This window comes from Pseudomonas sp. WJP1, assembly GCF_028471945.1.
Lineage (GTDB): Bacteria > Pseudomonadota > Gammaproteobacteria > Pseudomonadales > Pseudomonadaceae > Aquipseudomonas.
The window spans coordinates 3,217,763-3,234,983 of sequence record NZ_CP110128.1; the positions used below are offsets into that span (position 1 = coordinate 3,217,763).

The 17,221-nt window shown below is 58.9% G+C and carries 9 protein-coding genes; 4 read left to right on the top strand and 5 right to left on the bottom strand.

All coding sequences use genetic code 11. The features are described from left to right. Nucleotides 1-13 precede the first annotated feature (13 nt). Nucleotides 14-1,312 (bottom strand): OprD family porin, encoded by a 1,299-nt coding sequence (locus OH720_RS14625; protein ID WP_442967297.1) that lies wholly within the window; start codon nucleotides 1,310-1,312, stop codon nucleotides 14-16. 268 nt (nucleotides 1,313-1,580) lie between these two features. Here OH720_RS14625 and OH720_RS14630 point away from each other — a divergent pair, with 268 nt between their 5' ends. Continuing rightward, nucleotides 1,581-2,201 carry a TetR/AcrR family transcriptional regulator gene (locus tag OH720_RS14630; protein WP_272606202.1) on the top strand — a complete coding sequence of 207 codons (621 nt, stop codon included), beginning with the start codon at nucleotides 1,581-1,583 and terminating at the stop codon, nucleotides 2,199-2,201. 122 nt (nucleotides 2,202-2,323) lie between these two features. On the opposite strand, the gene preA is transcribed toward OH720_RS14630, so the two are convergent. The 3 genes from preA to hydA form a co-directional block, all read right to left on the bottom strand. After that, entirely contained in the window at nucleotides 2,324-3,598 is a 1,275-nt protein-coding gene (preA, locus tag OH720_RS14635; RefSeq protein ID WP_272606203.1) for an NAD-dependent dihydropyrimidine dehydrogenase subunit PreA, read from the bottom strand. Further along, nucleotides 3,599-4,966 (bottom strand): NAD(P)-dependent oxidoreductase, encoded by a 1,368-nt coding sequence (locus OH720_RS14640; RefSeq protein WP_272606204.1) that lies wholly within the window; start codon nucleotides 4,964-4,966, stop codon nucleotides 3,599-3,601. A gap of 155 nt (nucleotides 4,967-5,121) precedes the next feature. Continuing rightward, nucleotides 5,122-6,561, bottom strand: a complete 1,440-nt coding sequence (gene hydA / locus OH720_RS14645) for a dihydropyrimidinase (protein WP_272606205.1) — start codon at nucleotides 6,559-6,561, stop codon at nucleotides 5,122-5,124. 541 nt (nucleotides 6,562-7,102) lie between these two features. Between hydA and OH720_RS14650 the strand changes: the two genes are divergently transcribed. From OH720_RS14650 to OH720_RS14660, 3 genes are all read left to right on the top strand, one after another. Further along, nucleotides 7,103-8,587 carry an NCS1 family nucleobase:cation symporter-1 gene (locus OH720_RS14650; RefSeq protein WP_008059322.1) on the top strand — a complete coding sequence of 495 codons (1,485 nt, stop codon included), beginning with the start codon at nucleotides 7,103-7,105 and terminating at the stop codon, nucleotides 8,585-8,587. 142 nt (nucleotides 8,588-8,729) lie between these two features. Beyond that, complete coding sequence (locus tag OH720_RS14655; RefSeq protein WP_272606206.1) at nucleotides 8,730-10,004, top strand: Zn-dependent hydrolase; 1,275 nt, start codon at nucleotides 8,730-8,732, stop codon at nucleotides 10,002-10,004. A gap of 199 nt (nucleotides 10,005-10,203) precedes the next feature. After that, nucleotides 10,204-16,053, top strand: a complete 5,850-nt coding sequence (locus tag OH720_RS14660) for a DUF3320 domain-containing protein (RefSeq protein WP_272606207.1) — start codon at nucleotides 10,204-10,206, stop codon at nucleotides 16,051-16,053. Here the strand turns inward: OH720_RS14660 and OH720_RS14665 are convergent. Beyond that, nucleotides 16,050-17,213: an XdhC family protein gene (locus tag OH720_RS14665; RefSeq protein WP_272606208.1), complete on the bottom strand. Its 1,164-nt coding sequence runs from the start codon at nucleotides 17,211-17,213 to the stop codon at nucleotides 16,050-16,052. The genes OH720_RS14660 and OH720_RS14665 overlap by 4 nt on opposite strands. Nucleotides 17,214-17,221: the final 8 nt, after the last annotated feature.

The window sequence follows — 17,221 nt, forward strand, 5'->3', positions numbered from 1 at the left end:
CACAAGGGGTGCGTTACAACAACGAAATCGGATAACTGATGAAGAGCCGGTTCTCATCGAACTCGTTGGTGCTGAAATCCTTGCGGATGCTCGCATTGCGCCATTTGACGTTGAGGTTTTTCAGCGCGCCGCTCTGCACGGTGTAGGCCAGTTCCGATTCGCGACCCCATTCCTTGCCGTCGGTGATGGTGCCGGTGTGCACGTTGTCGCCGCTGATGTAGCGGTTCATCAACGTCAGGCCGGGAATGCCGAGGGCCACGAAGTTGTAGTCATGACGCACCTGCCAGGACTTCTCCCGGGCGTTGTCGTAGCTGGAGTTGTAGCTGTCGTTGGCCAGGGTCCCGCCGCTGGTGCCGTTGACCCGCATCCACACGTCATCGCCGCTGAGTTTTTGCAGGCCGATGTAGAAGGTGTTGCCGCCGTACTTGGCCGAGAGCAGGGCAAACGCGGTCTTGTTGTCGAGGTCGCCGGCGAGGGCGCTGCCATCTTCCTTGCCGATGAAGTAGCCGAGGTTGGCGCCAAGGGTCCAGTCGCCGATGGGCTGGCTGTGGCTGAGGTTGAAGTATTGCTGTTGGTAGATGTCGCTGAGCTGCGCATACCACACGCCGACCTGGGTGCGTTTCTCGTTGAAGGCGTATTCGCCGCCGCCGAAATTGAAGCGATCCGAGGAAAAGGCCGCCGATTTGCCGTTCATGAACATGTCTTCCATGCTCGCATCGTTGCGCGGGCTGTTCTGCCGGAACTGCCCGCCGTAGAGTGTCAGGCCGCTGATCTCGGTGGAGGTCACCTGGCCGCCGCGAAAGGTCTGCGGCAGCGAGCGGCCGTCGTCGGAACGCAGGATCGGCAGCACCGGCATCCATTCGCCGACCTTCAGTTCGGTTTTCGAAATCTTGCCCTTGAGCGCCACGCCCAGGCGCCCGAAGTTGTCGGCCGGGCGGCCGTCACCGTGGATCGGCAGCAACTGCGTACCCCCGGTGCCTTTGCCGCCATCGAGCTTCTGCGAATACAGGCCCAGCAGATCCACACCGAAGCCGACCGGCCCCTGGGTGTAGCCGGACTTCGCGTCGAGGATGAAGTTCTGTGTCCACTCCTCAGCCTTGCCCTGGGGGTAGGCCGGGTTGATGTAGTTGCGATTGAAGTAGGCGTTGCGCAGGTTCAGCGTGGCTTTGGCGTCATCGGTGAAGCCTTCGGCCTGGCTGCTGACGGGCAGGGCGAGGGCCAGGCTGGTGCAACCGAACAGGCTCAGCGTCTGCAAGCGGGTGAAGGATGGGCGTGGGGTACGGGCGGACGAATCGCGGACGAGCTGGCTCACTGTGACGCTCCCTTGCTGCTTTTTGTTTTTATTTTTGTTATACGTCGTCGTACAACGTTGGCGGCGATATTTGCGGGATTTTCAGGGGTTGTCAATTGGAAGTTATACGATGACTTTGTGGGGGCGCAGGATGAGTGCTTTAGCGGCAGGTTCGAAGTGAGGCGCAGTCCAGCTGTGCAAGCCTGGTCGTACGAAGATTGCCTGTGCCCTGTCGCCGCGAGCTAGAGCGGATGCTAGTCTTGTTTAATGTTGTTGTCAGGGAGCCCTCATGGGCAATCACAAGATCGAGATCCGTCGCAGTAACGTCGAGAAAATTCTGCTGGGGGCCGAGAAGGTCTTCGCCGAAAAAGGCTTTGGCAGCACCGCCATGGCCGACATCGCCGCCGAAGTGCAACTGCCGCGCTCCAACCTGCATTACTACTTCAGCACCAAGACCGAACTGTACAGCGCCGTGCTGTTCGACCTGCTGGAAGTGTGGAAGCAGGACGCCCTGTGCTTCGAGATGTTCGACGACCCCCGTGTAGTGCTCAGCAGCTACATCCGCGCCAAGATGAACCACTCACGCAGCCGGCCCTACGGCTCGAAAGTCTGGGCCAACGAAATCATCCACGGCGCGCCGACCCTGGGTGAGACCCTGGACGCGAGCCTGTACGACTGGGCCAAGATGAAGGAAGCGAAGATTCGCCAGTGGGTGGACGACGGGCGCATCCTGCCGGTGGAGCCTTCAAGCCTGCTGTACATGATCTGGGCCTCGACCCAGCACTATGCCGACTTTGATCACCAGGTAAATATTTTGAATGATCATCAGCCGTTGTCGGACATGCAGTTCGAGCGGGCGGTGCAGACGGTGACCAGTGTGATTTTGCGGGGGATTGGGTTGGAGCCCTGAGGCCTTCGGTGTTGCTGATGGCCTCATCGCGGGCAAGCCCGCTCCCACAGGTTTCTCTGGCGTTCACAAAACCTGTGGGAGCGGGCTTGCCCGCGAAGGCGTCAGTTCAGACGCCGCAGAACTCAAACCGCGACATGGTACGGATTGCGCGGATCATGATTCCAGTCCAGAAACGGCTTGCCGTTTTCCATGGGCACCATCTCGATGCAATCCTGCACCGGACAGGTGATCTGGCACAGGTTGCAGCCCACACACTCATCCTCGATCACCTGGTACTTATGCGTACCGTCCGCCTGCTTGAGGCTGGCCACCGCCTGGTGCGAGGTGTCCTCACAAGCGATATGGCAGCGCCCACAACCAATGCACGCCTCCTGATCGATCTTCGCGATCACCTGATAGTTGATGTCCAGGTACTTCCAGTCGGTGGTATTGCCCACCGCGCGCCCGGAAAACTCGGCGATGCTGGTGTAGCCCTGGGTGTCCATCCAGCGTGACAAGCCGTCTTTCATCTCCTCGACGATGCGGAAGCCATGCAGCATCGCCGCCGTGCACACTTGCACCGAGCCGCTGCCCAGGGCGATGAATTCAGCGGCATCGCGCCAGTTGCCGATGCCGCCAATGCCGCTGATGGGCAGGCCATGGGTCTGCGGGTCGCGGGCGATTTCGGCGACCATGTTCAAGGCGATCGGCTTGACCGCCGAGCCGCAATAGCCGCCATGGGTGCTTTGGCTGCCGACAATCGGATTGGCAACCATGCGCTCCAGGTTGACGCTGGTGATCGAGTTGATCGTGTTGATCAGCGACACTGCATCCGCGCCGCCACGGTGCGCCGCGCGGGCAGCCACGCGGATGTCGGTGATGTTCGGCGTCAGCTTGACGATCACCGGCAATGAGCAATAGGTCTTGCACCAGCGGGTGACCTGCTCGACGTATTCCGGCACCTGGCCGACCGCCGCGCCCATACCGCGCTCGGGCATGCCGTGGGGGCAACCGAAGTTCAGCTCGATGCCGTCGGCCCCCGTGGCCTCCACCAGCGGCAGGATGTGTTTCCAGGATTCTTCGACGCAGGGCACCATCAGCGAGACGATCAACGCGCGGTCCGGCCAGTCCTTCTTGACCTGGGTGATTTCCCGCAGGTTGATCTCCAGGGAGCGGTCGGTGATCAGTTCGATGTTGTTGAAACCCAGTACCTCCCGGTTCGCCCCGAAGTGCGCCGAATAGCGCGACGACACGTTCACCGCCGCCGGGTCTTCCCCCAGGGTTTTCCAGACCACGCCGCCCCAGCCGGCCTCGAAGGCGCGGACCACGTTGTAGGCCTTGTCGGTCGGCGGCGCGGAGGCCAGCCAGAACGGGTTGGGGGACTTGATGCCAGCGAAGACAATCGACAGATCGGCCATTTATGCAGCCTCCACGTTGAGCATCAGTTGAGCGTTGATCGCCTCGGCGGCGCGTTTGCCGTGCTGCACCGCCTGCACGGTGAGATCCTGGTCGAGGCTGGTGCAGTCGCCGCCGGCATACACGCCGGGGATGCTGGTGCGCAGGTTTTCGTCCACCTGGATGCGCTCACCCTGACGCTTGAGTTCCCGGGCCAGCGGATCGGCGAGGGCGCTGCTGTCGAAGGCCTGGCCGATGGCCTTGAAAATCGCGTCGGCGGCCAGCTCGAAGGTTTCACCGGTGGTTTGCAAGCGGCCTTCAACCAGATGGGTGCGGGCGAATCGCATGCCGCGCACCTGGCCTTGGTCATCGAGCAAGACTTCTTCCGGTTGGGCCCAGGTCATCAGGCGTACCTGATTGGCCTTGGCGATGTCCTGTTCGTGATGGGTCGCGCCCATGTCCTCGACGCCACGGCGATAGACCAGGTTGACGTCGTGGGCGCCGAGGCGGGCCATTTGCACCGCCATGTCGATGGCGGTGTTGCCGGCGCCGAGCACGATGCAGTGGTCGGCCAGTGGTAACTGGCTCAGGTCATCGGCCTGGCGCAGTTCGCGGATGTAGTCGGTGGCGGCCAGCAGGCCGGGCGCGTCTTCATGGGCCAGGCCCAGCTGCTTGCTGGCTGCGAGACCAAGGCCGAGGAACACCGCGTCGAATTGTTGATGCAGGTCGCTGAGGGTCAGGTTCTCTCCCAGTTTCTGGCCGTGGCGGATTTCAATTCCGCCGATCTCCATTAGAAATTCCAGCTCTTTCTGTGCGTAGTCGTCCACCAGTTTGTACTTGGCGATCCCGTATTCATTCAGGCCGCCGGCCTTTTCACGGGCCTCGAAAATCACCACGTCATGGCCGTGCATCGCACTGCGGTGGGCGCAGGACAACCCGGCGGGCCCGGCACCCACCACGGCAATGCGCTTGCCGGTGGCGGCGGCACGGGGGAACGGGTGCTGGCTGAAGTGTGCGTTGTCCACGGCATAACGCTGTAACAGGCCGATCAGCACCGGCGCGCATTCATGGGCGTTGTTGCGCACACAGGCTTGCTGGCAAAGAATCTCGGTCGGACAGACCCGGGCGCAACTGCCTCCGAGGATGTTGGCCGAGAGGATTTTCTGCGCCGCGCCCTGCACGTTGTCCTGATGGATGTTGCGGATGAACGAGGGAATATCGATTTCGCTCGGGCAGGCATTCACGCAGGGCGCGTCGTAGCAATACAGGCAGCGCGAAGCTTCCAGGTGAGCCTGGCGATCGTTGAGTGGCGGCGCCAGGTCGGTGAAATGGCCGGCGAGGGCGGCCGCGCTCTCAATGGGATGCGGGAGGTGGGTCAGGGTCTTGATCACGGTTTGGGCCTCACGGTTATTTGAGGTGCTGCCTCTGATGGGCATTTTTTGTGGCTGTACTGGCCTCTTCGCTGGCAAGCCAGCTCCCACAGGGATCTCGGGCGTTCACATAACCTGTGGGAGCTGGCTTGCCAGCGATAGGCCGGAGGCCGCTTTCAGCGTTTAACAGCAGTGGGCTGATTCAACTCAGCCCGTTTGCTCAGCAAATCAAACACCGCCGGATATGCCGGCCGTTCGATGTAGCGCCCGGCACCACGTTCAGCGCGCAAGTCGCCATCGGCCCAGACCACGCGCCCCTGGCTGATGGTATGGCTCGGTACACCGCGCACGGTCTTGCCTTCGAAGATGTTGAAGTCGACCTGCTGGTGATGGGTCTTGGCGGAAATCGTCCGCGTACCTTGTGGGTCCCACAGCACCAGGTCGGCATCGGCGCCGACGCGGATCGCGCCTTTGCGTGGGTAGAGGTTGAAGATTTTCGCGGTGTTGGTGGAGGTCAGCGCGACGAATTGCTGCATCGAAAAACGCCCGGTGTTCACGCCTTCATCCCACAACACGGCCATGCGGTCTTCGATGCCGGCGGTGCCGTTGGGGATCTTGCTGAAGTCGTCTTTGCCGGCGGCTTTTTGCTCGGCGCAGAAGCAGCAGTGGTCGGTGGCGGTAGTGTGCAGGTTGCCCGCCTGCAAGCCATGCCAGAGCGCCTCCTGGTGACCGCGAGGACGGAACGGTGGGCTCATCACGTAACCGGCGGCGGTCTGCCAGTCCGGGTGCCGGTAGACGCTGTCGTCCAGCAGCAGATGCCCGGCCAGCACTTCGCCGTAGACCGGTTGGCCCTTGGCGCGGGCGTAGGTGATTTCGTCGAGGGCCTCCTTGGTCGAGACGTGGACCAGATACAGCGGCGTGCCGAGGGTTTCGGCAATGCGGATGGCGCGACTCGCGGCTTCGCCTTCCACCTGCGAGGGGCGCGATAGGGGATGCGCTTCGGGCCCGGTCATGCCCTGGGCCATGAGTTTGCGTTGCAGGTGATACACCAGCTCACCGTTTTCCGCATGCACGGTCGGCACTGCGCCCAGTTCCAGGCAGCGCTCGAAACTCGCCACCAGGGTGTCATCCGCCGCCATGATCGCGTTCTTGTAGGCCATGAAATGTTTGAAGCTGTTGACCCCGTGATGAATCACCAGCTCGGCCATTTCTTCGCGAACCTGCTCACTCCACCAAGTGATGGCGACGTGGAAGCCGTAGTCGGACGCCGACTTTTCGGCCCAGCCACGCCACTGATGGAAGGCTTCCATCAGGGACTGTTGCGGATTGGGAATCACGAAATCGATGATCGACGTGGTGCCACCGGCCAGGCCCGCTGCCGTGCCACTGAAAAAGTCTTCGCTGGCCACGGTGCCCATGAAGGGCAGTTGCATGTGGGTGTGGGGATCGATGCCGCCGGGCATCAGGTACTGACCGCTGCCGTCAAGTATCTCGGCACCTGCGGGAGCCTCGAGGTCTTCGCCAATGGCTTTGATTACGCCGTCTGCGCAATACACATCGGCGCGATAACTTTCATCATGGGTAATAACGGTGGCGCCACGGATCAACAGAGACATTCCGAGTTCCTCGCAGGCATGACCGGCTGATGCCGGTTCTAGATGTTTTATATGAGGCCAGCGTCAACCGTTGTATTCCTGTCATCGCTGTCAGGATTAAAAGCTAGTCCGAGTTATGGGAATCAGCAAGAATATTTTTTATAAGCTTATGAATGTTTTAACTATCTGATAAATAAAGATAAATAGCCAAAATCAGCAAAATGGTGCGGCCGCTCCCCATTTTGACGCACTTGACAGGATCTAAATATGGTCAAGATTTCTTATGTGAAATCAGCCGTTTGAGGATGGTCTATGGTTGATGCGCGACCGTGAGAAAAACATCGATGCACCAGATTGAGTCCTGACTGTTCGGACAACTTGGCGGACCAGTGGCATGACCTTTAACCAAGTGCTGCCCCGTTGATCCAATAAAACTGATAAACATCAGTTGTTTACAAAGTGTTTATGGAACTGCCCGATGCGCAAGCGGGGCAACCGGCACGTTTATTGAAGCCGCCAGCCCCTGATGAGCAAAAATAATTCAAAGATCAGTGGAGCGGCCATGCAACAGATCAGATCGCAAGTGAACGAGCGCGACGGCTTGTTCGAGCTGGAAGCCGGCAGCGATGTCCTCGACAGTCCCCGTTACAACCACGACATAGCACCGACCAAGGTGCGCGAGCGAACCTGGAACAAATGGCACATCACGGCATTGTGGGTGGGCATGGCGATTTGCGTGCCGACTTACACCCTGGGCGGGGTACTGACGGCGTACTTCGGCCTGAGTGTCGGTGAAGCGCTGCTGGCGATTCTGTTCGCCAACATCATCGTATTGATCCCGCTGACGCTCAACGCGTTTCCCGGCACCAAGTACGGCATCCCGTTTCCGGTGTTGCTGCGTTCGTCCTTCGGCATCTTCGGTTCCAACATCCCGTGCCTGATTCGCGCCCTGGTGGCCTGTGGCTGGTTCGGTATCCAGACCATGTTCGGTGGCCTGGCGATCCACCTGTTCCTGGGCTCGGTGTTCGAGGGCTGGAAATCCCTGGGCGGCACCGGCGAGGTCATCGGCTTCATGGTGTTCTGGGCGCTGAACCTGTGGGTGGTGATTCGCGGCGCCGAGTCGATCAAATGGCTGGAGACCCTGTCGGCACCGTTGTTGGTGCTGGTGGGGGTCGGGTTGCTGGTGTGGGCCATGCCCAACGTGTCGATGACCGAGCTGCTGGCGATTCCGGCCAAGCGTCCAGAAGGCGCGGGCGTGGCCAGTTACTTCGCGGCAGGGCTCACCGCGATGGTCGGGTTCTGGGCCACGCTCTCGCTGAACATCCCCGACTTCAGCCGCTACGCGAAAAGTCAGAAAGACCAGATCGTCGGGCAGATCATCGGCCTGCCACTGACCATGTTCCTGTTCGCCTCCCTGGGCGTGGTGATGACCGCCGCCTCGGTGAAGCTGGTGGGGGTGACGGTGTCCGACCCAGTGACCCTGATCGGCCATATCCAGAGCCCGGTCTGGGTGGCGCTGGCCATGGCGCTGATCATCATCGCCACGCTGTCGACCAACACCGCGGCCAACATCGTATCGCCCACCAACGACTTCCAGAACATCGCCCCCAAGGCGATCAACCGGACCAAGGCGGTGATGCTTACCGGGCTGGTCGGGCTGGCTCTGATGGCCCATGAACTGCTGAAGAAACTCGGCCTGATCGTTTCCGACCTCAGCCTGGAAACGGTCTACTCCAACTGGCTGCTCGGCTATTCCAGTCTTCTGGGGCCGATTGCCGGGATCATGGTGGTGGACTATTTCCTGATCAAGAAGCAGCAGCTGGACCTGGCCGGGCTTTACCGTGACGACGTGTATCCGGCGTGGAACTGGAACGGTTTTATCGCCTTCGGAGTGCCGGTGGTGTTGACGTTGCTGTCCCTGGGCAGCGATGTGTTCAGTTGGTTCTACAGCTATGGCTGGTTTACCGGCTCGGCCCTGGGTGGGTTGATTTATTACGGGTTGTGCGCGATGCGGCCCAGCCCATCTGTCGCAAAATCTGCGGTGTGAGGGCGGGCCCCATCGCTGGCAAGCCAGCTCCCACAGGGTTCTCGGGCGTTCACAATACCTGTGGGAGCTGGCTTGCCAGCGATGAGGCCTCAAAGACACCACGCAATTGCCTAAACCATAAGAACAGCCTGAGGAGATCCCCATGAACGCAGCCGTAGACGTTCTGCAATCGACCCATCAGCACATCAACCGCGACCGCCTGTGGCAGTCGCTCATGGAGCTGGCCAGACTCGGCGCCACGGTCAAGGGCGGCGTCTGTCGCCTGGCCCTGACCGACCTCGATCGCCAGGCCCGCGATACGTTCGTGAAGTGGTGTGAGGAAGCCGGCTGCACTGTCAGCATCGACGCCGTCGGCAATATTTTCGCCCGCCGCCCTGGGCGCAACCCGGACCTGCCACCGGTGATGACCGGCAGCCACATCGACACCCAGCCCACGGGCGGCAAGTTCGATGGTTGCTTCGGTGTACTGGCCGGCGTCGAAGTGCTGCGCACCCTCAATGACCTGAACATCGAGACCGAAGCGCCGCTGGAAGTGGTGGTCTGGACCAACGAAGAAGGCTCGCGTTTCGCCCCGTGCATGATGGGCTCCGGCGTGTTCGCCGAGAAATTCACCCTGGAGGAAACCTTGGCCAAGGTCGATGCCGAGGGTGTGACGGTGGGCGAAGCGCTCAACGCCATTGGCTACGCGGGAACCCGCAAAGTCAGCGGCCACTCAGTGGGTGCCTATTTCGAGGCGCACATCGAGCAAGGCCCGATCCTCGAAGATGAACGCAAAACCATTGGCGTCGTCATGGGCGCCCTCGGACAGAAATGGTTCGACCTTAAACTGCGCGGCGTTGAAGCCCATGCCGGCCCCACGCCGATGCACCTGCGCAAGGACGCACTGGTCGGCGCAGCGGTGATCGTCGGTGCCGTCAACCGTGCAGCCCTGAGTCATCAGCCCCATGCCTGTGGCACCGTTGGTTGTCTGCAAGCCTATCCTGGCTCGCGTAACGTCATCCCGGGCGAAGTGCGCATGACACTGGACTTCCGTCACCTGGAACCGGCGCGTCTGGACTCGATGATCGCCGAAGTCCGCGAAGTCATCGAAACCATCTGCGAAGAACACGGTCTGACCTTCGAACTGACCCCGACGGCAGATTTCCCGCCGCTGTATTTCGACAAGGGTTGCGTCGAAGCGGTACGTAGCGCAGCGCAAGGGCTGGGCCTGTCACACATGGACATCGTGAGCGGCGCAGGGCACGACGCAATCTTCCTTGCCGAGCTGGGACCGGCCGGGATGATCTTCGTACCCTGTGAAGGCGGCATCAGCCACAACGAAATCGAAAACGCCGCTCCGGATGATCTGGCGGCCGGGTGTGCGGTGCTCTTGCGGGCGATGCTGGCGGCTTCGGCGGCGATCGCTGGCGTCAGTTAAGCAGGTAGCGGATAACCCCATTGGGTGTGTAACTACTTCAATTAAAGAAACGGCCTTGCGGCCGTTTTTTTATAGCTGGGTGAAAAACCACGATATTCAAAAAAAGCGGTTTCAAAAATCCTGTGTGTCGGGGAGTATGCCCGCCATTTGTGCATGTATTAACAGTCGTGCTGTCAAGTTCACCATGGAGTAATGGTTAATGACCATCAAGATCGAGGGGGTAATCGCCAACAAGATTGGCTTCGCTTCCCACCAAAATGCTGTGCCGGTTCTGCGAGAGCTGACAGTGCACAACCACGGTGAGGCAGACTTCAACGATCTTGAACTGGAGCTTGTGGCAGATCCTCCCTTTCTCGAAGGTAAAACGTGGCGCCTGGACCGTCTGGGTAAAGGTTCGACGCTTCATATCTCTGAGCGCAATCTGGCGCTTAATGCCGGCTATCTTGCTGACCTTGCAGAAAGTCTTGCGGCAACCATCGTTCTGCGTCTTCGCTGCAAAGAGGAAACGCTCTGCAGCCAATCATTTGCGGTTGAGCTTCTGGCAAAAAATGAATGGGGCGGTATTAACTCCATGCCGGAGCTGTTGCCCGCGTTTGCCATGCCGAATGACCCTGCGGTCGATCGAATCTTGAAGTCTGCATCGGACGTTTTGCGTCGTGCAGGAAAGGCAGATGGCATTGACGGATACGAAAGCAAATCCAGGACCAGGACATGGGAACTGGCCTCCGCGATATGGTCGGCTGTGTGCGGGTTAAGACTGAGTTATGCGTTACCCCCCGCAAGTTTTGAAACCCAGGGGCAAAAGGTTCGAACGCCAGGCCTTGTTCTGGAGGGCGGTGTAGCGACGTGCCTGGATACGGCATTGCTTTTCGCGGCAGCTCTGGAGCAGGCCGGGTTGAATGCGCTGTTGATCATGACCAAAGGGCATGCGTTTGTTGGTGCCTGGCTTCAACCACAAGAGTTCTCTCAGCTCATTACGGACGAAGCCAGCGCGGTACGTAAGCGTATCGACTTGAAAGAATTGCTCGTATTTGAAACGACGCTCGCAACCCGTTTTCCTTTGCCGGGTTTCAGCCAGGCAATAAGCAATGCAGAGCGGCAAATCAATGATGAAGACTTCATCATGGCCATTGATATACATCGGGCGCGTATGCAGCGCATCCGACCTTTGGCGTCGTCGGTGTCTGTGCCTAAGTCTGGTCCCGCTGAAGAGCCGCAAGAAGTATCAGAGTCTTTGGAAGAAGCTCCCCCTTTGCCTGGCTTCGACATTGAGATATCTACGGATGCAGATTCCCCCGCCGGCAAGTTAACACTTTGGCAGCGCAAACTTCTTGACCTCACCACACGCAACCGACTTCTGCACTTGCCCGATAGCGCAAAGGGTGTCCGCCTGATTTGTCCTGAACCGGCGCAATTGGAGGATCAGCTTGCCAGCGGAAAGCGTATTCGAATTGTCTCGGTGCCAGATCTCGAAGCGGGCGGGCGAGATGCGGCTCTGTATGAGCAACAGAACAGTGAAAGTTTGCGCGATGAGTATGCCAGGACGGCGCTGTCTCGAGGCGAAGTACTTGCCACCCTGGAAAAGAGCAAGCTTGAAGTTGCATTGATCGATCTCTATCGCAAAGCCCGGAGCGATCTTGATGAGGGGGGCGCAAATACGCTGTTTCTTGCCCTCGGTTTTCTAAAATGGAAAAAGTCGGCAGACGATCCGAAAACCTATTCGGCTCCCTTGATTTTGCTACCGGTGAAGCTTGACCGTAAAAGTGCTTTGTCGGGCGTGACCATGACGCTGCTTGAAGATGAGCCGCGCTTCAACCTGACATTGCTCGAGTTGCTGCGACACGATTTCGAGTTGGTCATCCCGGGGTTGGAGGGGGAGCTTCCAAGCGATGAAAACGGTATCGATGTAACCGGCATCTGGAATACGGTCAGACGCGCGATCAGGGATGTGCCGGGATTCGAAGTCACCACGGAGCTCGTGCTGGGGACTTTTTCCTTTGCGAAATACCTGATGTGGCAGGATCTGGCTGCGCGTTCGGAACAGCTTCTGAAAAGCCCCATGGTCAAGCACCTGTTGGAAAGAAGCATTGGCGGTGAAGGTTATTCGACGGTGGGTGACTTTCCTCAACCCAACGAACTGGACAGGAAGGTCAACCCGGCCGAGCTTTTTACACCGTTACCGGCGGATTCTTCTCAGTTGGCGGCCGTGGTCGCTTCGGCCAGTGGTTGTGACTTTGTACTCGACGGGCCTCCCGGTACCGGTAAATCCCAAACCATTGCAAACATGATTGCGCACAACCTTGCCCTGGGTCGTAGGGTCTTGTTCGTCGCTGAGAAAATGGCGGCGCTGGACGTGGTCTATCGTCGACTTGAAGAACAGGGGTTAGGCGAATTCTGTCTTGAACTCCATTCGAGCAAGACGTCGAAAGTTGAAGTGCTCAAGCAACTCGAGCGAGCGTGGGACGTTCGTGATGCGCTGACCGCTGAAGAGTGGACAGCTGAAACGGCGAAGCTGCATACGCTGAGAAATCGACTCAATGAAGTGGTTGAGCTGATGCATCGCCGCGCACCAAACGGTTTGTCCGTGCACCAGGCCATTGGCCGGGTTGTTCGCGATGGCGATGCCTCGATACCGCGTATTGGATGGCCAGAGGGCACAACTCACGACGCCCAGGCTTACGCTCGGTTGCACGATGTCGCCAGACGCCTCGATCTCAATAGCCAGGCTGCACGAGAGCTGTCTGCAAGCTTTTCACTGTTGGCCCCTACGGATTGGTCGAACGGATGGCAGGAAGCAATTGTTGCTGCAGCGAGTGATCTTCCGGGCGCCATCGAGCGACTCAAGGTCGCCAGCACCAGTTTGCTGAAAGCAACCGACCTTCCACTGGCGGTTGCAAGTAGCGAGGATATCGAACGACTGATCCAGTTTGTCGCGGTCCTGATGGATACCCACGGCATTGATCTTTCATTTGTCTTTACGCTGAACGCGAGCGCGAAGATCGGTGCTGCCAAAAAAGCTGCTCAATTACTCGCAGAATATCGAGAGATCGAGCAGTCGCTGTCCCTGCGGTATGCGCCAGACGCTTGTCGCACTATCAAACTTGAACAGGTCAAAAACGATTGGGATACGGCGAAGGCCAGATTCTGGTTCCTGGCGACGCTTGGTAAAAAGAAGGTCGCTAAAAATCTGGCAATGGCAGGGGGCGCCGTCGGAGTTCCGCAAGTCGAGTCGGACCTGTTCAAGCTAAACGAGCTGCGTAACCTGCTTACCGCCCTGGACGGCCTGGCTGCGGATGTGAGTTCCGTGCCCGGATGGAACGGCGTGTCCAGTGATGCACCAACCATGGCTCAAGCGTGCGAGCTGGGCGAACGTCTAAGGACGATGATCAGCGCCAGAGCCGAGTCTGCCGAAGACTTGATTTCCTTGCGCGCAGCGACTGAAAAGCTTGTCGTAAAAGCCAATGAGTTACTGGGCGGTGGCGGATTTATTGCTTCGGCATTGCAGCAGTTGAAAAATGCATTCGCTGACTTCAACGAAACTGCCAAGCGATTCAACGACTTGGGCAACCGGCCAATTGCGCAAACGCTCACAATCGAATCTCTGCTGGAGGCTGCCAATGCAATCATCCGTCAGGAATCCAAGCTGAAGGCCTGGTGTGATTGGTGTCGAGTCAGGGAGGAGGCGGTCGCGTCGGGGCTTCAACCTTTAAGTGATGCGTTGGCGTCGAACGCATTGCCCGAAGGTGGCACTGTCAATGCTTTCGAAACTGCCTACGCTCGCTGGTTTGCGACCGTGATGATTGATGCGCAGCCGTTGCTGCGAAACTTCGTACCTGCCGAGCACACAAGCGACATTGAGGCGTTTGTTCGTCTTGATGAGGATTTGTCCAAACTCACAGTGCGGTACATACGAGCGAAGCTGTGTGGTGTGATTCCGTCGAAAAACGAGATTGGCAAGCAGGGTGGCTTTGGCATTCTCAAGCACGAGTTGCAGAAGTCCCGACGCCACAAGCCCGTGCGACAACTGGCTGTCGAGATGGGGGACGCCATGACGAAGCTTGCCCCTTGCATGCTCATGAGTCCGCTTTCGATTGCACAGTATCTACCGACGGACCTGGCGCTTTTCGACCTGGTTATTTTCGATGAGGCTTCGCAAATCGCGCCGTGGGACGCCATTGGTTCGATTGCAAGAGGTAAGCAGGTTGTGATTGCGGGAGATCCCCGACAAATGCCGCCGACGAACTTCTTCAATCGTGCTGCGTCCGCGACAGAGGATGATACGTCGGAAGATATGGAAAGTATCCTGGATGAGTGTCTCGGCGCGGGTATTCCAAGCCACAGCCTTAGCTGGCACTACCGTAGTCGTCATGAAAGTCTGATTGCTTTTTCAAACCACCGTTACTACGACAGTAACCTGATTACTTTCCCGGCATCAGAGACCCGCGCAAGCGCTGTGGAATGGCGACGTGTCGATGGCGTTTATGCGAAGGGTAAAGGGCGACACAATCAGGCAGAAGCCGAGGCTATCGTTACTGAAACCGTGAAGCGTTTGTTGGACCCAGCCTTTGTCGCTGCCGGTCATAGCATCGGGATCATTACGCTCAACACTGATCAACAGAGACTGATTACCGATTTGTTGGACCGGGCGCGCCAGCAGTTTCCGCAGATCGAGCCGTTCTTCCAGGATGATATCGCTGAGCCTGTCGTGGTCAAGAACCTGGAGACGGTGCAAGGCGATGAGCGAGATCTGATCATGTTGGGTATTGGCTACGGTCCTACCGAACCCGGTGCCCAGGTCATGTCGATGAACTTCGGTCCCTTGAACAAAGAGGGTGGGTGGCGCCGCTTGAATGTCGCGATTACACGTGCGCGCAGGGAAATGTTGGTTTTTTCATCTTTCGACTCGTCAATGGTCGATTTGAATCGCACCAACGCCCGGGCTGTACGGGATTTGAAGCACTTTGTCGAGTTTGCCCAACGTGGCCCGAAGGCGCTTGCCGAGGCGGTGCAGGGATCTGTAGGTGGCTATGATTCGCCATTTGAAGAAGCCGTTGCTCAAGGGCTGAGACGCAAGGGTTGGCAGGTTGTGCCTCAAGTTGGTGTATCACGTTTCCGAATTGACCTGGGGATCGTCCATCCGGATAGACCGGGCGACTATCTCGCCGGTGTCGAATGCGATGGCGCGACTTATCACAGTGCAGCAACAGCCAGAGATCGCGACAAGGTTCGTGGCGCAATCCTTAAAGGACTGGGATGGAAACTGGTTCGACTGTGGTCTACCGAATGGTGGATTGACAAGTCTGGAGCACTTGATCGTTTGCATGCATCACTCGAGAGTCTGTTGAGTGAGTCGCGCGCAGTCCCGGCGCTAGCACAGCCTCAAGAGCTACCTGTTCCTCATCTGCTCCTGGTACAGACGCCGTCGGCAGAAGCTACCGTTGAACAGACAGAGAAGATTGCCAGTACTTCCACGCAGGATCGGCTCGTTGACGAGAAGGCGGAAATCAGGATTGCCGGCGCGTTTGCTGCTCCCGCCAAGCCTGCAATGAAGGGCGAGTATCGCGCCACAGACTTCACGAATGTGAGTGACCGGATTCAGGCCGACGCGTTTTACTCTCAAGAGTACGACGCTGTTCTTTCAGATTTGATTGCCCATGTGTTAGTTCAAGAAGCTCCAATACTCGATTCGTTGTTGGTTCAGCGGATTGCCAGGGCTCATGGTTTTCAGCGCTCTGGACGTCTGATTCGTGAACGGGTACTGGATTTGACGGAGAAAAATCATCACCTGAGGAGCGACCCCGTCGAAGGTCTGTTCGTCTGGCATTCTGAAAGCGACGTTGCTGGCTGGAATAGTTATCGGATTGCCGGCGCGTCAAATGATGCTCGGTCAGTAGAAGAGATTGCAGCTGAAGAATTACTGGTCGTCGCGTCCTTGATTTCGGCAGGTGACAGACCGCACGAGATCGCCAAGGCATTCGGTTTGAAGCGTTTGACGAGTGCGGCACGTGAGCGGATAGAGTTGGTGATGAAGTCAGGAACAGGTCTCTAGGTGGCACCTGCCAGCGGGCATATACCTGACGGATCAAGCTTTTCACTGACCACAAGATCCACCTGGTGAATCGGTTTGCCCCGATGCCTGAGCATGCCGCCCTGGCGTTGATGCATCACCGCCGTCATCTCGGCGAGTATCGCCAGGGCCACGCTCTGCGGCGCATCGCCACCCAGGTCGAGGCCCATCGGGTAGTGCAGTGCCGAGTGGCCCGGGCCGATTTCCGCCAGCAGGCGTTCGGTGCGCTCCCTGGGGCCGAGCTGGCCGATGTAGGCGGGCGCGGCTTGCAGCGCCAGTCCGAGCCAATGGCGGTCCTGGCGGTAGCTGTGGGTCATCACCGCCACAAAGGCGCCGTCGATCAGCGGGGCCAGGTCGAACGGGTTGTCGAGGCTGGCGAGGATAACGGCGTCGGCTTGCGGGAAACGTTCGGCGCGGGCGAAGTGGCTGCGGCTGTCGACGACGCTGACGTGCCAGTCCAGCAACTTGGCCATGCGCACCAGCGGCTGTGCGTCGTGGCCCGCGCCGATAATCACCAGGCGGGGCGGTGGGGCGATGTACTCTAAAAACACTTCGACCTCACCACGGGCGTTGCAGTAGAGCCGTGTCGAGGACTTTTTCTGCGCCAGGGTCTTGTGCAGGTCACGGCGGATCGCCTCGTTCAGTTGCAGGTTGCGCAGGCTGCCCTCGGTGTCTGACAGCAGACGGTCACCGACCCGGGCCGATGCATCCCGGGAACTGGCAATCACCGTGGCCATGGCGGCCGGTTGTTGACGGTCGCGCACCCGTCGCAGCAGTTCGATGGCCGGGGAAGGTGATTTCGCCCGAAGGCGTTCGAGCATGACGAACACCGTGCCGTTGCAACCCAGGCCAAAGGTCAGGGCGCTTTGCTCGTCGTCTTCATCCTCTGTGGCGCCGGTGCTGTAGCGGCGCACCACCGGTTCGCCGGAATCGGTGAGCCACCAGGCTTTTTTCGCCAGGTCCTGTTCCAGGCAACCGCCGCTGACGGTGCCAACGGTGCGGCCGTGAATGGGGATGAGCATCCGCGCACCGGGACGGCGGTAGGCCGAGCCTTCCACCTTGACCACGGTGGCGAGGATGCTTTCTTCGCCGTGGTGGGCGGCGGTGTCGATGGCTTGTAGAAGATCATTGAGGCCGGACATGGCAATAA

What these genes read in the sequence shown, in the direction of transcription:
- OH720_RS14630 (WP_272606202.1), top strand. Translation starts at nt 1,581, where the DNA reads ATGGGCAATCACAAGATCGAGATCCGTCGCAGTAACGTCGAGAAAATT.
- preA (WP_272606203.1), bottom strand. Translation starts at nt 3,598, where the DNA reads ATGGCCGATCTGTCGATTGTCTTCGCTGGCATCAAGTCCCCCAACCCG.
- hydA (WP_272606205.1), bottom strand. Translation starts at nt 6,561, where the DNA reads ATGTCTCTGTTGATCCGTGGCGCCACCGTTATTACCCATGATGAAAGT.
- OH720_RS14650 (WP_008059322.1), top strand. Translation starts at nt 7,103, where the DNA reads ATGCAACAGATCAGATCGCAAGTGAACGAGCGCGACGGCTTGTTCGAG.
- OH720_RS14655 (WP_272606206.1), top strand. Translation starts at nt 8,730, where the DNA reads ATGAACGCAGCCGTAGACGTTCTGCAATCGACCCATCAGCACATCAAC.
- OH720_RS14660 (WP_272606207.1), top strand. Translation starts at nt 10,204, where the DNA reads ATGACCATCAAGATCGAGGGGGTAATCGCCAACAAGATTGGCTTCGCT.
- OH720_RS14665 (WP_272606208.1), bottom strand. Translation starts at nt 17,213, where the DNA reads ATGTCCGGCCTCAATGATCTTCTACAAGCCATCGACACCGCCGCCCAC.